At 66.8% G+C, this 16,496-nt stretch carries 13 protein-coding genes; 4 read left to right on the forward strand and 9 right to left on the reverse strand.

The window, feature by feature from the left end; translation table 11 throughout:
* Positions 1 to 297 precede the first annotated feature (297 nt).
* Positions 298 to 561 carry a hypothetical protein gene (locus JYG32_RS05670; protein ID WP_213264946.1) on the forward strand — a complete coding sequence of 88 codons (264 nt, stop codon included), beginning with the start codon at positions 298 to 300 and terminating at the stop codon, positions 559 to 561.
* Between the two features lie 48 nt (positions 562 to 609).
* A complete protein-coding gene (locus tag JYG32_RS05675; protein WP_213264947.1) occupies positions 610 to 747 on the forward strand; it encodes an HHHH-motif protein in 138 nt (45 codons plus the stop codon).
* An 89-nt stretch (positions 748 to 836) separates the two neighbouring features.
* Here JYG32_RS05675 and JYG32_RS05680 read toward each other — a convergent pair whose 3' ends face one another.
* From JYG32_RS05680 to JYG32_RS05710, 7 genes are all read right to left on the reverse strand, one after another.
* Entirely contained in the window at positions 837 to 1,862 is a 1,026-nt protein-coding gene (locus JYG32_RS05680) for a fimbrial protein (protein WP_213264948.1), read from the reverse strand.
* Complete coding sequence (locus JYG32_RS05685) at positions 1,859 to 2,605, reverse strand: fimbrial biogenesis chaperone (RefSeq protein ID WP_213264949.1); 747 nt, start codon at positions 2,603 to 2,605, stop codon at positions 1,859 to 1,861. Before JYG32_RS05685 ends, JYG32_RS05680 begins: the two co-directional genes overlap by 4 nt.
* Before the next feature lie 16 nt (positions 2,606 to 2,621).
* Complete coding sequence (locus JYG32_RS05690) at positions 2,622 to 5,075, reverse strand: fimbria/pilus outer membrane usher protein (RefSeq protein ID WP_213265384.1); 2,454 nt, start codon at positions 5,073 to 5,075, stop codon at positions 2,622 to 2,624.
* A gap of 122 nt (positions 5,076 to 5,197) precedes the next feature.
* Positions 5,198 to 5,710 (reverse strand): fimbrial protein, encoded by a 513-nt coding sequence (locus JYG32_RS05695; protein WP_174383965.1) that lies wholly within the window; start codon positions 5,708 to 5,710, stop codon positions 5,198 to 5,200.
* Positions 5,711 to 6,564: 854 nt separating this feature from the next.
* Entirely contained in the window at positions 6,565 to 8,031 is a 1,467-nt protein-coding gene (locus JYG32_RS05700) for an efflux transporter outer membrane subunit (protein ID WP_213265385.1), read from the reverse strand.
* Complete coding sequence (locus JYG32_RS05705) at positions 8,031 to 11,168, reverse strand: multidrug efflux RND transporter permease subunit (RefSeq protein ID WP_213264950.1); 3,138 nt, start codon at positions 11,166 to 11,168, stop codon at positions 8,031 to 8,033. The genes JYG32_RS05700 and JYG32_RS05705 overlap by 1 nt, the downstream gene beginning before the upstream one ends.
* Before the next feature lie 15 nt (positions 11,169 to 11,183).
* Entirely contained in the window at positions 11,184 to 12,386 is a 1,203-nt protein-coding gene (locus JYG32_RS05710) for a MexX/AxyX family multidrug efflux RND transporter periplasmic adaptor subunit (protein ID WP_174381093.1), read from the reverse strand.
* A 149-nt stretch (positions 12,387 to 12,535) separates the two neighbouring features.
* Between JYG32_RS05710 and JYG32_RS05715 the strand changes: the two genes are divergently transcribed.
* The gene (locus JYG32_RS05715) at positions 12,536 to 13,198 is read left to right on the forward strand and encodes a TetR family transcriptional regulator (RefSeq protein WP_174381094.1); all 663 of its coding nucleotides are present in this window, start codon (positions 12,536 to 12,538) and stop codon (positions 13,196 to 13,198) included.
* A 323-nt stretch (positions 13,199 to 13,521) separates the two neighbouring features.
* The gene (locus tag JYG32_RS05720; protein WP_213264951.1) at positions 13,522 to 14,790 is read left to right on the forward strand and encodes a M23 family metallopeptidase; all 1,269 of its coding nucleotides are present in this window, start codon (positions 13,522 to 13,524) and stop codon (positions 14,788 to 14,790) included.
* A gap of 166 nt (positions 14,791 to 14,956) precedes the next feature.
* On the opposite strand, the gene JYG32_RS05725 is transcribed toward JYG32_RS05720, so the two are convergent.
* Together JYG32_RS05725 and JYG32_RS05730 are read right to left on the reverse strand one after the other, a co-directional pair.
* Entirely contained in the window at positions 14,957 to 15,682 is a 726-nt protein-coding gene (locus JYG32_RS05725; protein ID WP_213264952.1) for an amino acid ABC transporter permease, read from the reverse strand.
* A gap of 2 nt (positions 15,683 to 15,684) precedes the next feature.
* Positions 15,685 to 16,407, reverse strand: coding sequence for an amino acid ABC transporter permease (locus tag JYG32_RS05730; protein ID WP_213264953.1), 723 nt, complete (start codon positions 16,405 to 16,407; stop codon positions 15,685 to 15,687).
* Positions 16,408 to 16,496: the final 89 nt, after the last annotated feature.

The raw sequence follows: 16,496 nt of genomic DNA on the forward strand, positions 1-16,496 counted from the left end.
AACAATGACCGGAATCGTTGTTTGAGCGGCGGGGTACGCATCGTCGATCGCAGCGTGCGGCGAGCTTTCGGTCCGAAAGGGCCGGACCGACGTGTGACATGAACCGCTGGCGACGGCGTGACCGATGCCCGGCGCGGCACGCGCAGATATCGGCCGGCGCGCGGTTTGCGTGGCGCCGGCACGATCTTTCACGCGCCTGACGAAGCGCCTGCGGTTGTCATTTGCGGTAGCAACTTCTTACTACGTGAAATTTTGGGGGCTCGTACGATCGAGCTGCTGTTTCCAAGGGAGAAAACCATGAAATCCATCGTGTTATCCGCTGTCATGGTTGGCGCGCTGTCGAGCGTGATGCTGACCGGATGCGTCGCCTACCCGGGCCCGGCTCAAGTTACGATCGGCTGGCATGGCGATCGTTACTGGGACGGAAATCGGTACTGGGAGCGCCACGACTGGGAAGCGCAGCACCCCCGTGGGTATGACGACCGCCGCGACGATCGCCGTAACGACCATCGGGACGACCGGCGCGACGACCGGCGCGACGATCAGCGGCCGCAGTGGTAATGCCTTTCCTCTTTCCGTGATCCGCTCATCAACGACAAGGACTTCAACATGAAAACGCTACTGAAATCGCTCGCCGTCGCGGCCGTCGCCGCCGCCATGCTCGTGCCGGCCATCGCCGAAGCGCATCAGCACCGCGAGTGCCGCTTCGATCATCACCATCACAAGGTGTGTCGCTGGGTGCGGTAAGCCACGCGCAGCAGATGCGGAAAAGCGCCGGCATGCCGGCGCTTTTTTTCGTGGCTCGCGTGCGGGGCCGTCAGCCGCACCCGCTCACATCAATAGATAAACAACCGAATCGTCGCCGTGCCGTTGAACGGCCCGATCTTCGGTGGCCCGAACGCCTTCAGCACCGCATCGAGCGTCACGCTCTGGAGGTTCACGTTGCCCGGCATCTGCGCGAGAACGAACTGCTGGTTGAACGGGATCGCCGTGCCGTTCCGATCCTCGATGCCGATACCGAAATTGCTCTTCGGATCGGGCACGAGCAGCCCGTTCTGCACGGTCTGCGATGTTTCGAAATAGCCGTCCACGCGCACCGGCACGCTGCACTGCTTGGTCAGCGCGAGGCTGAACGACTTGCGCGGCACCGCGGGCGAAAAACCGTTGCCCGTCGCCTGGACCTGGCCGAACTTCACGATGCCCGGTTCCGGCGTGACCTTCACGTCAATCATGCACGGCGTCGGCTTGAGATTCTGCAAACCGCTCAGCTTGTAGCGGAAACTTCCCTTGCTGTTCAGTCCGCGCTCGCCGTCGAACTGGAACACCGCGTAGATATCCGACGGTGGCCTCACCCACGCGCCCCTTTTGCGCACGACCACCTGATAGGTGATGTTGATGGGCCACTTGTCGCACAGCCCGGCATCGACCTGTCGATCGTTCAGCTTGCAGATTTCCACATAGCGGTTCGTTCCGATGCCGTTGCCCGGCTGGCTGCTACGTCCGTAGTAGTCGGTACCCTCGAAGCGAATGCCGATTTCGAGCCCCCATGCAGCGGGATTCTGTCGTTCCGGGTTCGCGTAGAAGTAGACCTGCTCGCGGAAGTTCTGCAAGCCGCCGATGTCCTTGTAGCAATAGCCGGTCGTCGTGCGCGGCGGCGACACCCAGATCACGTATCCGTCCTGTGCGTCGGTCGGATATGACGCGACATTGCCGATCGATTCGGTCAGCGACATGCCACCGTTGTCCGCGATACATTTCAGCGCCCACGCCGGCTGCGCCAGTGCAACGAACAGCGCGAGCACGCACCACCTGAGCCAAGCGGGCAGCCGCGACGCGATTGCGTTTCGTCGCGCCCCGCTCATTTCTTCACGCTCTTGCAAGCACCCGCGTCGCACGCATACTCGACCGCCACCTGGCCACCGAAGTCGTCGATATGCGTGACGAACAGCGTCGACGGCGTCGCGGCCTTGAACGGCACGTCGGCCGTGCTCATCGGGCTCACCATCACCGGCTCCAGCGGCACCGGGGTCTTCTGCGCGCCCGAGCTCACGTCGACGACCGTCACGTGATACGGCGTCGGGTTGTCGAACACCAGCTTGTGCGCGGCCGCGTCGACACGCAGCGTCATCGGCAGCGTCCAGTCCTCGTCGCGCGCGGGCTGCACGGCCTTCGGCCGGTAGAACAGCTTCATCTGCGTATGCAGCGCGATCTGCAGCGTGTTCGGCGTGTCGGTCTTCGGCGGCACTTCGCGGATGTTCAGGTAGAACACCGTCTCGCGATCGGCCGGCAGTTCGGTGCCCGGCAGCTTCGCGATCCGCAGCACGTTGCGCTCGTTCGCCTCGATGCGCTGCAGCGGCGGCACGACCATCAGCGGCGACGTAATCTTGTTGCCCTTCGCGTCCTCGAGCCACGACTGCACGAGATACGGATACGTCGTGCTCTTGTTGGTGATCGTGACGATCGCGGCCTGTTCGCCTTCGTTGAAGATCACGCGCGTGCGGTCCGGCACGATCGCCGCATGCGCGGCGCCCGCGAGCAGCGCGCCGGCGGTTGCGAACACGCATGACGCGCGGCGCAGGAAGGAAAGGGAAAAAGAGTTTTTCATCGCAGGATCCGTGGATTCATCGTTCGACCCGCGCGGCCGCTGCGTGCGACTCGCCGGGCGTCTGGCACGTCACGGGAATCGGCGTGCCTTCGAGTTGGAGCTGGTTCGGCAGCGCATCGACCGTGCAGAGCGTGCGTTCGCCCGCGCGCACCGCGAGCGACGACTTCGGCTGAACCTGCGTCAGGAACGCCGCACCGCTCTCGCCGACGATGCCGAGTTCCTTGCCGTTTGCCGCGTCCTGCACCGACGCACCGAACGGCAGCGGCTTGCCGGCCGGGTCGGTCAGCGTCAGGTACAGGTTGCTGCCGCGCGCGGCGGTGAACTTCACGAAGCCGATCGCGCCGTCGGTCAGCACCATGCGCTGGATCGGGTTCGACACCTGCACTTCGAGCGGCAGCTTCTCGACGTTGACGGTCGCGTCGTACACGTTGTACGGCGAGATGCCGTCGAGTACCGCATAGCCGCGCGAATCGGTATGCGTGAGCGTGCCGGACAGCGGCACGTCGCGCACGCCGTCGGTCGACACCAGCAGCCGCGTATCGCCCGCGTTGCCGTTCGCATGCGCGGACACGCCGTGCTGCGTCGCGACGAACGAGCCGTCGACTTCGAGCGACGCGGCCGCATACGCATTGGCGAGCGTCGACGCCTGCGCCGTGAGCTGGTACGCCGACGTGCGCTGGCGGAAGCTCGCGTTCGCCGACGCGCGGCCGTCGGTCGCGCCCGCATTGACCTGGTAGGTGCGGCCGTCCGGATCGTCGTAGATATAACCCGCGTTCACGCTCGTGCTGCCGCTGCCCGTCGTCAGGTTCGACGTGACGGTGTGGCGGCCGCCGATCGGCAGCGTCGCGGTAACCGAGAACTGGTTGCCGCTCGCGCCCGCGCTCTGCGTGCGAAATGCCGACACGCTGACGTTCAGGTTGCGCAGCGTGCCGATCGAGAACGCGCGCGTCAGCGTGAGACCGACGCGCTGCTCGGACGAACGCGCCCAGTAGGTCGTCTGGTCGTACGAGAAATAGGTCGATGTGTCGCCGAAGCGCTTCGACATCGTGGCCGAGTAGCGTTGCTTGCTGTTGGCGAGGCCGTACGCGGTCGGGTCGCCCGTGAACTGCGCGAAGTTCGTGTATTCGCGCTCCGAAAAACGGTAACCGAAGAAGCGCACATCGGCGTCGAGCACGTCGAAGTGCTTCGAATAGTTGACGCGATACGAGTTGCCGTTGCGCGTCGCGCCGTTCCACCACAGGCGCGCCCGCGCATGCGTGACGTCGGCCGACAGCGCGCCGAAGGTGCCGAAATCGCGGCCGACGCCGAGCGCGATCGACGTATAGCCCGACGCGGCGATGAAACCGCCGTATACGGTGAAGTCCAGCGGCAGGCCGTACGCGGCTTCGCCGAAGCCGAAGAACGGCGTGATGCCGGCGCCGCCGAACCGGCGCGGCTTGCCGACGGCGGCCTTGTAGCGCAATTGCCCGGTGCGCGCGAGGAACGGCACGGCGGCCGTCGTCACCTGGAAGCGCTGCACGCTGCCGTCTTCTTCTTCGACGGCCACGTCGAGCGTGCCCTGCACGCTCGTGTTGATGTTCTGCAGCGCGAACGCGCCCGGCGACACGCGTGTCACGTACAGCACGCGGCCGGCCTGCGACACGGTCACGGTCGCGTTGGTGCGCGCGACGCCCGAGATCAGCGGCGCATAGCCGCGCAGCGAAGGCGGCAGCATGCGGTCGTCGCTGCGCATCGACGCGCCCGTCAGCGCGAACGTGTCGAAAATGTCGGAGCTCAGGTAGTCGTCGCCGAATGTCACCGTCGACTGGATCGACGGCAGCGCGCGAAATGCGTAAAGCCGGCTGAAGCGGAACGTGCGGTCCGCGTACGCCGTGTTGCCCACGTTCGACTGCGCCTGGTAGTCGCCGCGAAAGCGCCATGCATCCCAGTTCGCGCCGATCGTCCCGTAGGCCTGGATCGAATTCGTCTGCCCGCCGCCCGCACCGAAGTTGCGATTGGTGTTCGCGATCACGCGATAGTCGAGCATCGCGCCGGGGATCCCTTCGGACCAGCGCTCCGGCGGCAGGTAGGTCGAATCGCTGAATTCGAGCGCGGCCTGCGGAATCGTGATCTTGAGCCGCCCGTCGCTCTTCAGGTAACGCACGGTCGCCCCCTCGATCGCGCCGAGGTCGACGCAGCGTCCACCCTGGAAGCGTGGCAGGTCCTTCGCGAGCGACGGCTTCAGCCCGAACTGCGCGACCAGCTCCGGCCGCAGGCACGGCTTGCCCGCGCCGGACGCGTCGACCGCGATGAACTCGATGGCCTGCAGCCCGTAGAACAGGTCGTTGACCTGCACATCGAGCATGTACTCGCCCGGCAGCGTGAAGTCGGCCTGCGAGAACTGCGACAGGTCGACATTGCTCGTCCCGTCGATGTCGAGGAACGACGAATTGAATTCCGTCGCATGGCTCTGGCTGCCGACGACCAGCACGGAGACGCAAAGGAAGGAATGTCTGATTCGCACGCGGCGCTACCGGAAGTCCGAGGAGAAGGAAACGGGGAGGAAAGAAGAAGGAGGAAGGGATGCACGCCCCCCTCCTCCGATACGGACGCTTACTGGTAGCGGACCGTGAAGTTCGCGACGCCGTCGGCGGTACCCGGCGTCACGCCGGCTGCCGTCGCTTCGTAGCGTGCCGCGAATCGCACGACGTTGTCGCCGTTCGACAGCATGGTCGCCGCAGCTTGCTCGACGCCGTTGTCGAGGTCTTCACCCGACGCGCTCTGCAGGCGGATGCCGACGTTGGTCGCAGAGCCGATCGTGGCGATCAGCTTCGGCTGCGCTGCGTTCGACGTGCCCGTGAACGTGAACAGTGCCTTGTTCGAGATGCTGGTGTCGCAGTCGGTCAGCTTGATGTCGAAGGGAACCGAGCGGGACTTGTCGCCGGCTTGCTTGAACGTGTGGGTCGGCACCTTGCCGAGGTGCACGGTCTGGTTATCCGAATTCGAATCGATACCGCATGCGCCCGCGACGATCTCGCCGGTGAAGTTGATCGTGCCGGTGCCTGCTGCGAAGGCCGAGGTCGACAGGGCCGCGAGTGCGACAGCGGTCAGGAGGGATTTCTTCATGACGTTTCCGTGAGAATTGCAAAGGGAATGGACGACGTGGCGGATACAAAAGGCAGCGTGTGGTTGGCTCCCGTCCGTCACGAGGCGGCATTATCGAGATAATCTTGAAAGAATTCTGTAAATCATTGTCAAATATCTCTGACAATGTTCGATTTATGGCCCATCAATCGCATTCTTTCCTGACAATTTTCAATCCCGCCATTTTTGTCCGCAGTCCTTTTTTGCTCAACGGAACTGATTGAAGATTAACGATATTTCTTTCCGACAATTGCCATCACCCCGTTCATCCTTGTCAGCATTGGCTCGCAGCAGATCCCCCCGGAAAAAGACAAAACATTGTCCAATGCCGCCATCGTTGCCAGACGACAACACCAATATCAAATCATTTACAACTGACAGGAAATTAACCGGCGCATTCCCCAACCCCGATTTATTGCGCAAACGATTGCGAGGCAAATATGAACGTTTTACCGCGACACTTTTCCGACCTCATTAATTCCAGTGCATTGATTAATCCGATCGTCAATTCCAGATCGAGAATCGCGCATTTGCGCCGCTGTCGGAGCGCGACATGAGTGCCTGAATGGACGAGATGAAAAATGGAAGATGCGACGCACACGTTTGCGCCGGATGGCGACACGATCGGTCGCCGGATGCGGGCCGGGCCGGAAGATCCCCTTCCGCCCTGCCGCGAGATGAAAAACGGTCTGGATGACTTGCCCGACAGCGGAAGGTATCGCCGATAGCGATCGGCGATACCGCGGGCAACGATGTCGATCGAAACGGCGACCGCACGTCGAGTCGTGCGGCCGCCGTCTTGTCGCCCGGCGCGCTGCGGCGTCAGGCGACGCGCATCACGCGGAAGCCGCGACCTCCGCCGCAGCCGATGCCGGCGCCCAGCCGCCGCCGAGCGCCCGATACAGCGCGATCGCGTTCGCGAGCCTGAGCTGCTTGAGCCGGATCAGCTCCTGCCCGGACTCGTACGTGCTGCGCTGCGCGTCGAGCAGTTCGAGATATGTCGCGACGCCGCCCGCATAACGACGCTCCGCGAGCTTCAGCCGCGCGCCGTCCGCCGTATACACATCCTGCTGCGCGGCGAGCTGGCGATCGATCCAGTCGCGCGCGGCGAATGCGTCGGCCACTTCGCGGAACGCGGTCTGCACGGTCTTCTCGTATTCGGCGACCGCGATGTGCTTGCGCGCGCTCGCGACGTCGAGGTTCGCGCGATTGCGTCCGCCCGCGAAGATCGGCAGCGTGATGCGCGGCGCGAACGTCCACACGCTCGTGCCGCCCGCGAACAGGCTCGAGAACGCGTCGCTGACCGAGCCGTAGTCGGTCGTCAGTGCGATACGCGGGAAGAACGCCGCGCGTGCGGCGCCGATCTGCGCATTCGCAGCCTTGAGCCGCGCCTCGGCCTGCCGGATGTCCGGCCGCCGTTCGAGCAGCGCGCTCGGTGCGCCGGGCGCCACGGGCGCGATCGACAGCGTGTCGAGCGCGGTCGCGTCGCCGGGCACGTTGCGCGCGAAATCGCCCGCGAGCAATTGCAGCGCCCGCACGGCCTGCGCATGCTCGCGCTGCAGCGCGGCCTGCGACGCACGCGCGGACGCCACCAGCATCTCGGCCGAACGCAGCTCGATCGCGTCGCTCGTGCCGGCCGCATAGCGGCGCTGCGTGAGCGCGGCGATGCGCTCGCGCGCGTCGAGCGTGCGCTGCGCCAGCGCGAGCTGCTCGTGCAGCGAGCGCTCCGATACGTATGCACCGGCCACTTCGGCGATCACGCCGATGCGGACCGTGCGCTGCGCGTCGGCCGTCGCGAAATATTCGGCGAGCGCGGCGTCAGACAGATTGCGCACGCGACCGAACAGGTCGAGTTCGTACGCGCTGACGCCGACGCCCGCACGATACAGCCCGCTGATCGCGCTTTCGCGCACGACCGGGTCGTACTGGCGCGCACGTTCATAGCCGAGATTCGCATCGACCGACGGCATCAGGTCCGCGCGCTGCACGCCGTACAGCGCACGCGCCTCGTCGACCCGGCCGGCCGCGATCCGCAGGTCGCGGTTGTTCGCGAGCGCCGCGTCGATCCACGCCTGCAGCGCCGGATCGGTGAAATACGCATGCCAGTCGTCGAGCAGCGCGGCATCGGCTGCCGCAGCCGGTTCGGCAGCCGGCGCGATGCTGCCGTCGGCCGGTACATAGGTCGCCGGCACGGGCGCCGCCGGCCGCTCGTAGCGCGGCGCGAGCGAGCAGCCGGCGAGCGCGAGCGCGGCGGCCAGCGCGAGCGGCGCCCGCAGCGCAGCGCGTGCATTCAGCGCAAACATCATTGCGAACCCTCCATCGTCGCCGGCTGCGACCCGCCGCGCCGGCGCGAGCCGACGTCGAACAGGCGGCCGACGATCACGAAAAACAGCGGCACGAGGAACACCGCGAGCACGGTCGCCGTGATCACGCCGCCGAGCACGCCGGTGCCGATCGCCATCTGCGCGCCGGACGCGGCGCCCGACGCGAACGCGAGCGGCAGCACGCCGACGCCGAACGCGAGCGACGTCATCACGATTGGCCGCAGCCTCAGGCGCGCGGCCTCGAGCGCGGCGTCGACGAGCGACATGCGCTGTGCGACCAGGTCCTTCGCGACTTCGACGATCAGGATCGCGTTCTTCGCGGACAAACCGATCGTCGCGATCAGTCCGACCTTGAAATAGATGTCGTTCGGCATCATCCGCAGCGTGACGCCGAGTACCGCACCGATCACGCCGAGCGGAACGACCAGCATCACCGCGAACGGGATCGACCAGCTCTCGTAGAGCGCCGCGAGCGCGAGGAACACGACGAGCACCGACAGCGCGAACAGCATCGGCGCCTGCGCGCCCGACAGCCGCTCCTCGAACGACTGCCCCGACCACGCGTAGCCGATGCCGGCCGGCAGCTTCGCGGCGATCCGCTCGATCGCGGTCATCGCCTCGCCGCTGCTGTGGCCTGCCGAGGCCGAGCCGTTGATCGTGAACGACGGATAGCCGTTGTAACGCGTCAGCTGCGGCGGCCCCATCGTCCAGTGCAGCGTCGTGAACGCCGCGAGCGGCACCATCTCGCCGCGCGCGTTGCGCACGCGCAGCTTCTTCACGTCGTCCGGATCGAGCCGGTGCAGCCCGTCGGCCTGCACGACCACGCGCCGCACCTGCGTGCCGTGCATGAAGTCGCCGATATAGTCCGAGCCGAACATCACCGCGAGCGTCGTGTTGATTTCGTCCATCGACACGCCGAGCGCCGAGGCCTTCGCGCGATCGATGTCGAGCTTCAGCTGCGGCGCGTCCTGCGTGCCCGCGAACATCAGGTCGGTCAGCGCACGGTCCTTGCCGCCCGCCGCGAGCAGTTGCTCGCGCGCGGCGCTGAACGTCGCGTAGTCGAGCCCGCCGCGGTTCTGCAGCCGGAAGTCGAAGCCGCTCGACGAGCCGAGATCGGGCAGCGCCGGCGAGTTCATCGCGAACACCGTCGTGTTCGGCGTACCCGCGAAGCGCTCGTTGATGCGCGCGACGATCGACTGCACATGATCGCGCTCGGCCTTGCGCTCCTTCCAGTTCTTCAGCGTGACGAAGATCATCCCGCCGTTCGGCCCTTCGCCGTACAGGTTGAAGCCGCCGAGGGCGAACGTATACGCGGCCGGCTCGTCGTGGCGGATATAAGACTCGACCTCGCGCACGCTCTGCATCGTTTCCGCGAGCGGCGTACCCTGCGGCCGGATCACCATCACCATGAAGTTGCCCTGGTCCTCGTCCGGCAGGAACGCGGTCGGCAGTTGCGTGAGCATCAGCGCCGCGGCCGCGGTCAGCGCGCCGTACACGACGAGCCAGCGCACCGGCTTCTTCAGCATCGTGCCGACGCGCGTCGCATAGCGCTGCGTCGCACGCGCGACGAAGCGGTTGAACCAGCCGAAGAAACCGCGCTTCTCGTGATGGTCGCCGGACACGGGCTTGAGCAGCGTCGCGCACAGCGCGGGCGTCAGCGACAGCGCGAGGAATGCCGAGAAGCCGATCGACACCGCGAGCGACAGCGCGAACTGCCGGTAGATGTTGCCCACTGCGCCGCCGAAGAACGCCATCGGCACGAACACCGACGTCAGCACCACGGTGATCCCGACGATCGCGCCGCTGATCTGCTTCATCGCCTTGACGGTCGCGTCGTACGGGCCGAGCCCTTCCTCGACCATCAGCCGCTCGACGTTCTCGACCACGACGATCGCATCGTCGACGAGGATGCCGATTGCGAGCACCATCCCGAACATCGTCAGCACGTTGATCGAGAAGCCGGCCGCATACATCACGCCGAACGTGCCTGCGAGCGCGACCGGCACGACGAGCGTCGGGATCAGCGTCGCGCGCAGGTTCTGCATGAACAGGAACATCACGAGGAACACCAGCACGCCGGCCTCGATCAGCGTCGTGACGACCTTGTTCATCGACACGCGCACGAACGACGACGTCTCGTACGGAATCTGGTACTTCACGCCCGGCGGGAAGTACGCGGAAAGTTCGTCCATCGTCGCGCGCACGCGCTGCTCGGTGGACACCGCGTTCGAGCCCGGCGCGAGCTTGATGCCCATGCCGGTCGCGACCTTGCCGTTCACGTACGACGGATAGTTGTAGTCGTTGCCGCCGAACTCGACGCGCGCGACGTCGCGCAGGGTCAGCGCGGAGCCGTCGGCCTGCGTGCGCAGCGCGATCGCGCCGAAATCGGCCGGCGACTTCAGCGGCGCGTCGGCGAACACGGTCGCCGCGATCGGCGCGCTGGCCGGCACCGCGCTGCGGCCGATGTCGCCGATCGTCACGCGCGCGTTGTGCGCGCGCACGGCCGACGCAATGTCCGACGCGGTGAGGCCGTGCCCGGCCATCTTCACCGGATCGGGCCAGATCCGCATCGCATATTCCGCGCCCCAGAACTGCACCTTGCCGACGCCGTCGACGCGACGCAGCGCCTGCACGACGTTCGCCGACGCATATTCGCCGAGCTGCACGTCGGTCATCCGGCCATCGTCCGACGTCAGCGACACGACGAGCTGGATGTTGTCGGCGGCCTTCTCGACCTGGATGCCGTCGCGGCGCACCGCCTCGGGCAGCCGTGCCTCGACCGTCTTCAGCCGGTTCTGCACTTCGACGGCCGCGAGATCGGCGTTCACGCCCTGCTTGAACGTCAGGTACAGCGACGCCATCCCGGCGCTGCTCGTCGCGGACGTATACATCAGCCCCGGCGCGCCGTTCATTTCGCGCTCGATCAGCGCGGTCACCGATTCCTCGACGACCTGCGCGGATGCGCCCGGGTACGTCGCATAGATGCTGACGACGGGCGGTGCGATGTCCGGGTACTGCGCAACCGGCAGCGCGCGGATCGCGAACATGCCGCCCAGCATGATGAAGATTGCGATCACCCACGCGAAGACGGGGCGATCGATGAAGAAACGTGCCATGTTGATTTGAACCGGTCAGGTTTGACGGGCGGCCGCCTGCGAAGCGGCCGCTGCCGGCGCCGCCTTCGACGGCGGCGCATTCTCGACGGGCTTGACGGCCGTATCGGGCGAGAACTGTGCGGCGTTGTCGACGATCACGCGCTCGCCGCCCGTCAGGCCGCGCGTGATGCGCCAGTCGTGGCCGCTCATCTGGTCGGCCTGCACCTCGACGTCCTTGACCTTGCCGTTCGCGCCGACGACGCGCACCGACGTGCGGTCGGTCGTGCGCAGCAGCGCGTCGCGCGGCACCAGGATCGCCCGCTGGTCGACTGCGGTGTCGAGCGCGATCCGCACATACGCGCCCGGCAGCAGCTCGCGTTCCGGATTCGGGAACAGCGCGCGCATCGCGACGGTGTCGGTGGTCGGATCGACCGCGAGATCGCTGAACAGCAGCTTGCCCTTCAGCGGATACGCGCTGCCGTCGGCGCGCAACAGCGTCACCGCGATGTCGTGCTGCGCAATGCCCGTCGCGCGCCCGCTCTTCACCGCACGGCGCAGCGCGTCGACGTCGGCGGCCGGCTGCGAGAAGTTCACGTAGATCGGATCGAGCTGCTCGACGGTCGTGAGCGGCGTCGCCTGGTCCTGGCCGACGAGCGCGCCTTCGGTCACGAGCGCGCGCCGTGCGCGGCCCGCGATCGGCGCGGTGACGGTCGCATAGTCGAGCTGCAGTTGCGCACGCGCGAGCTCGGCCTTCGCGGACGCGACCTCGGCTTTCGCCTGCGTGTCGGCCGCGACGGCCTCGGTATGGTCGCGCTCGCTGACCGCGCGGTCGCGCACGAGATCGTCGTAACGGCGGCGCTTGTCGCTTGCCGCGAGCGCGGCGGCCTGCGCCTTCGCGAGCGCGCCCTGCGCGGCGTCGCGCGCGGCCTTCAGCGGCGCGGGATCGATGCGGAACAGCACCGCGCCCTGCTTCACTTCCTGGCCTTCCTCGTAGGTGCGTGCGGTGACGATGCCCGCGACCCGCGCGCGCACTTCCGCCTGTCGGTACGCGTCGAGCCGGCCCGGCAATTCGACGGTCATCGGCACGGCCGTCGGGCGCACCGTCACGACGGTCGCCTGCTTCGCGGCCTCCGGCGCGGTGTCCTTGTCGCCCTTTCCGCATCCGGCCAGGGCCAGCACGGCCGCCAACGCGAACGGCGCCAGCCGGCGGCGTGACATGAAGCAATTGTTGTTATTCATGGTGACCTCGGATCGTTCGCCGCCGATAAAATGCGGCAGCTCAGGGTGGCCGATTATAATCAGTCACGACTGATTAAATAAACGCTGTTTCAATCTGACCGTCACACTGTCTCAATAAAACGACAGCGAATTGTAAGGAAACTCACGACATGGCCCGCAAGACCCGGGAAGAATCGCTCGCCATCAAGCACCGGATCCTCGACGCCGCCGAGCTCGTGCTGCTCGAGAAAGGCGTCGCGCAAACCGCGATGGCAGACCTCGCCGAGGCCGCCGGGATGTCGCGTGGCGCCGTCTACGGCCACTACCGCAACAAGATGGAAGTGTGTCTCGCGATGTGCGACCGTGCGTTCGCGCGCACGTCGGAAGGCTTCGACGCGGGCGATGGCCTGCCGCCGCTTGCCACGCTGCGGCGCGCCGCGTCGCACTACCTGCAGGAATGCGGCGAGCCGGGCCCGATGCAGCGCGTGCTCGTCATCCTTTATACGAAGTGCGAGCAGAGCGAGGAAAACGGCGCGCTGCAGCGGCGCCGCATGCTGCTCGAGCTGCAGATGCTGCGGATCACGAAGGCGCTGCTGCGCCGCGCGATCGCGGCCGGCGAGCTCGCCGCCGATCTCGACGTGCACCTGGCCGCCGTCTATCTCGTGTCGCTGCTCGAAGGCGTGTTCGCGTCGATGATCTGGACCAACCGGCTGCGCGGCAACCTGTGGAACGACGCCGAAGCGATGCTCGACGCCGGTTTCGACACGGTCCGCACGTCCGCCGCGCTGCGCGGCCGCGCGCAAAAATTGCCGGACCAGCGAAAATCGTCGTAACAAATGCTGATTTAACCCGATTTACCGCACTGCGAAACGAATGAGCTGACCCCCTTTAAAATTTTTAACGTTTCGCGGAACATCGGTAGACTGACGCTGTCATCTTTCTTTAGCGTCTTCGTGATAACCGGGTTCGACCCGGTATGCACGCCGCCGTTCGAAGCGGGCCCGCCCCGCGCGTTGGGTCGAACGGAAACGACACAGGCCCCTGGCGGGGCCTGTTTTGTTGCACGCCCGCCGCCCGCCCCGTCGCCATTCGACGGTTGTGCCGCCAGCGGCCCCTGCCCACACCCCTTTGAACCGCTTTCCTGGATGTGGACACCTTGGTCAAGCCTGCCGCAACCTCTGATGCTTTCGCGCCCGGCCGCGCGCAGCGCGTCGTGCGCGCGCTCGTGCCAGCCGCCGTGCTCGGCGCCCTCGCCGCACTCGGCCTTGCCGCCGCGCTGCCGGCCGTGTCGCAACTGCCGGGCGCCGTCGATTCCGGCACGGCCGCGCTGCCGCAGCGCGTGCTGTCCGACACGCCGTTTCCCACCGCGCAGCATTTCGTGACGAGCGAGCTCGCCCGCACGCTCGGCGAGCGCAATGAATACGGCGAACGCAACGAACGCAACCTGCAGCCGGGCCTGTTCGCGCCGCTCAGCGCGCACCGCAACGACATGCTCGGCTATGCGAGCCTGTTCCAGCTCGCGCCGCCCGAAAACCAGCACGGGATGCGCGCGGGCGACATCGAACTCACGCTGTCCGATACGCTGAACCGGCTCGACGTGCCGCCCGAGGTGCGCATCCAGCTCGGCGATCTCGTCACCGGCAAGGTCGCAATGCGCGCGAGTGCGCAGCGCGGCGACTATTACCGGGTCGCGTTCGACACGAACGACGGCACGCCGCGCCTCACCGCGCTCGAACTGCGCGTCGCCGGCCGCACGTTCGGCGCGATCTGGTTCCGCGCGCCGGGCGCCGAGCACGGCGCGTACTACAACACGCTCGACGGCTCGCCGCTCGAAGCCGCCGCATTCACGATGCCGGTCAAGTGGACGCGCATCAGCTCGTTCTTCGGCGAGCGCATCCATCCGCTGTCGCAGGCGATGGCGTTCCATACGGGTGTCGATCTCGCCGCGCCGAGCGGCACGCCCGTCGACGCGGCGGCCGACGGCGTCGTGTCGTTCGTCGGCACCGATCCGGGCGGCTACGGCCGCTATGTGATCGTCGATCACGCGGACGGCTACTCGACCTACTACGCTCACCTGTCCGCGTTCGCGCACGGGCTCAAGACGGGTGAAACCGTGAAGCAGGGCCAGCGGCTCGGCTCGGTCGGGATGACGGGCGCCGCAACGGGCCCGCACCTGCATTTCGAGGTGCGCGTCGCGAACGATCCGGTCGACCCGCTCGTCACGCTCGCCAACGCGCAGACGGCGCTGTCCGACATGCAGCTCACCGCGTTCCGCCAGGAAGCGGCGCAATGGCGCTTCCGCCTCGCGTCGATCAATACGGCGCCGTTCGCGTTCGCGCAGAACGACGGGCCGCTGTGGGGCGATTTCGCGACCGACAAATCGACGCTGCGCGCGGTCTTCAACACGCACTACTCGGCGTCGTGACGCACGTGCCGCCCGCTGCCGCTCCGGAAGCGGCGGCGCGGGCGGGCGGCCATCTACCGCCCTTGTCCGTACTGCACGCCGGGCCCGACCAGCCCGATGTGCAGTCCGCTGCGGATATTCACTGACGTTTCGTCACCGGCAGATCGCCATGGCGCGCAGCGCACCGTCACCGCGCCGGCTCCGTGCGCTCGGCCGTCGCGTGCTCGACGCGTTCCGCGCGCGAGCCGCGCGACAGCAGCCAGCGCGCCGCGCCGTCGAGCGACGTGCACAGCACCAGATAGATCACCGCGACGAACAGGAAGATCGGCGCCGGATACACCATCAGCCGGTTGTTCACCTGCGTCGCGACGAATGACAGTTCCGGCACGCCGACGATATACGCGAGCGACGTGTCCTTCACGAGCGCGACCCACTGGTTGACGAACGACGGCGTCATGATCCGGATCGCCTGCGGCAGCAGCACGTGGCGCACCGTCTGCCAGCGCGTGAGCCCGAGCGACAGCCCGGCCTGCCATTGCCCGTCACCCGCGGCGACGATGCCCGCATGCACCGCATGCGCGAGATACGCGCCGCCGACGAGCGCGAGCGCGCAGACGACCGTCGCGAGCCCCGGCACATCCATGTGCAGCAGCACAGGCATCAGGAAGTACGTCCAGAAGATCAGCATCAGCACGGGAATCGCGCGGAAGAAGCCGATGAACGCGAGCAGCAGCACGCGTACGGGGCCGCGCGCGAGCGCCATCGCGACGCCGAGCGCAATGCCGAGCACGGCCGAGGCAACGGCCGACGCGATCGCAAGTACCAGCGACAGCGCGGCGCCGCCGAGCGGGCCTTCAGGGAACGCGCCGACGAGCAGGTACGGCAGGTTGGCGAACAGCAGCGAAACGTCCATCGTCAGCGCCCCGCTCCCAGCCTGTCGCGCCATTGCGTGGCCGCGTATGCGCCGGCCTCGATCGCCGCCACCGCCGCGACGTACAGCAAGGTCGCGACGCCGAACGCGGCGAAGGTCTTGAACGTTTCCGTTTCGACTTGCCGCGACGCATACGACAGCTCGGCGACGCCGATCGCCATCGCGAGCGACGAGTTCTTCACGAGATTCATGTATTGGCCGAACAGCGGCGGCAACGCGATGCGCACGGCCTGCGGCAGCACCACATAACGCAGCGACTGCATCGGCGTGAGGCCGAGCGCCGCCGCCGCATCATGCTGTGCGCGGCGCACGCCGCGCAGTCCGGCTTCGCATTCCTCCGCAACAAACGCAGCCGTGTACGCGCTCAGCCCGACCCAGCCCGCGACGAATTCGAACGACGGCCATGCGAGCGTGAACCGGCCCGCGCTCAATGCATGGCGCGCGTTCAGCCACGCGATCCACGTGTCGGGCAACAACGACGCAACGCCGAAATACCAGAACAGCAACTGCACGAGCAGCGGCGTGTTGCGGAACGCGACGACATATGCGGACGCCGTCATGCGCAGTGCCGTGCCGCGCGCATGCCGCATGACTGCGAGCAACAGCCCGCCGGCCGTCGCGGCGACGGCCGACGCGGCCGCGAGGCCGAGTGTCAGCAGGAAACCCTGCCAGAGCCAGGACAGATATTTGGGAGCCAACCCGAGCATGCTGGAGTGCGGGCGCGAAGCGCGCGATCGGAAGAAAACGGAAAGCGCCGCGATGCCGATGTTCCGGCAGGTCGCGGCGCGCGTGCGGC

This window comes from Burkholderia pyrrocinia, from assembly GCF_018417535.1.
GTDB lineage: Bacteria > Pseudomonadota > Gammaproteobacteria > Burkholderiales > Burkholderiaceae > Burkholderia > Burkholderia pyrrocinia_E.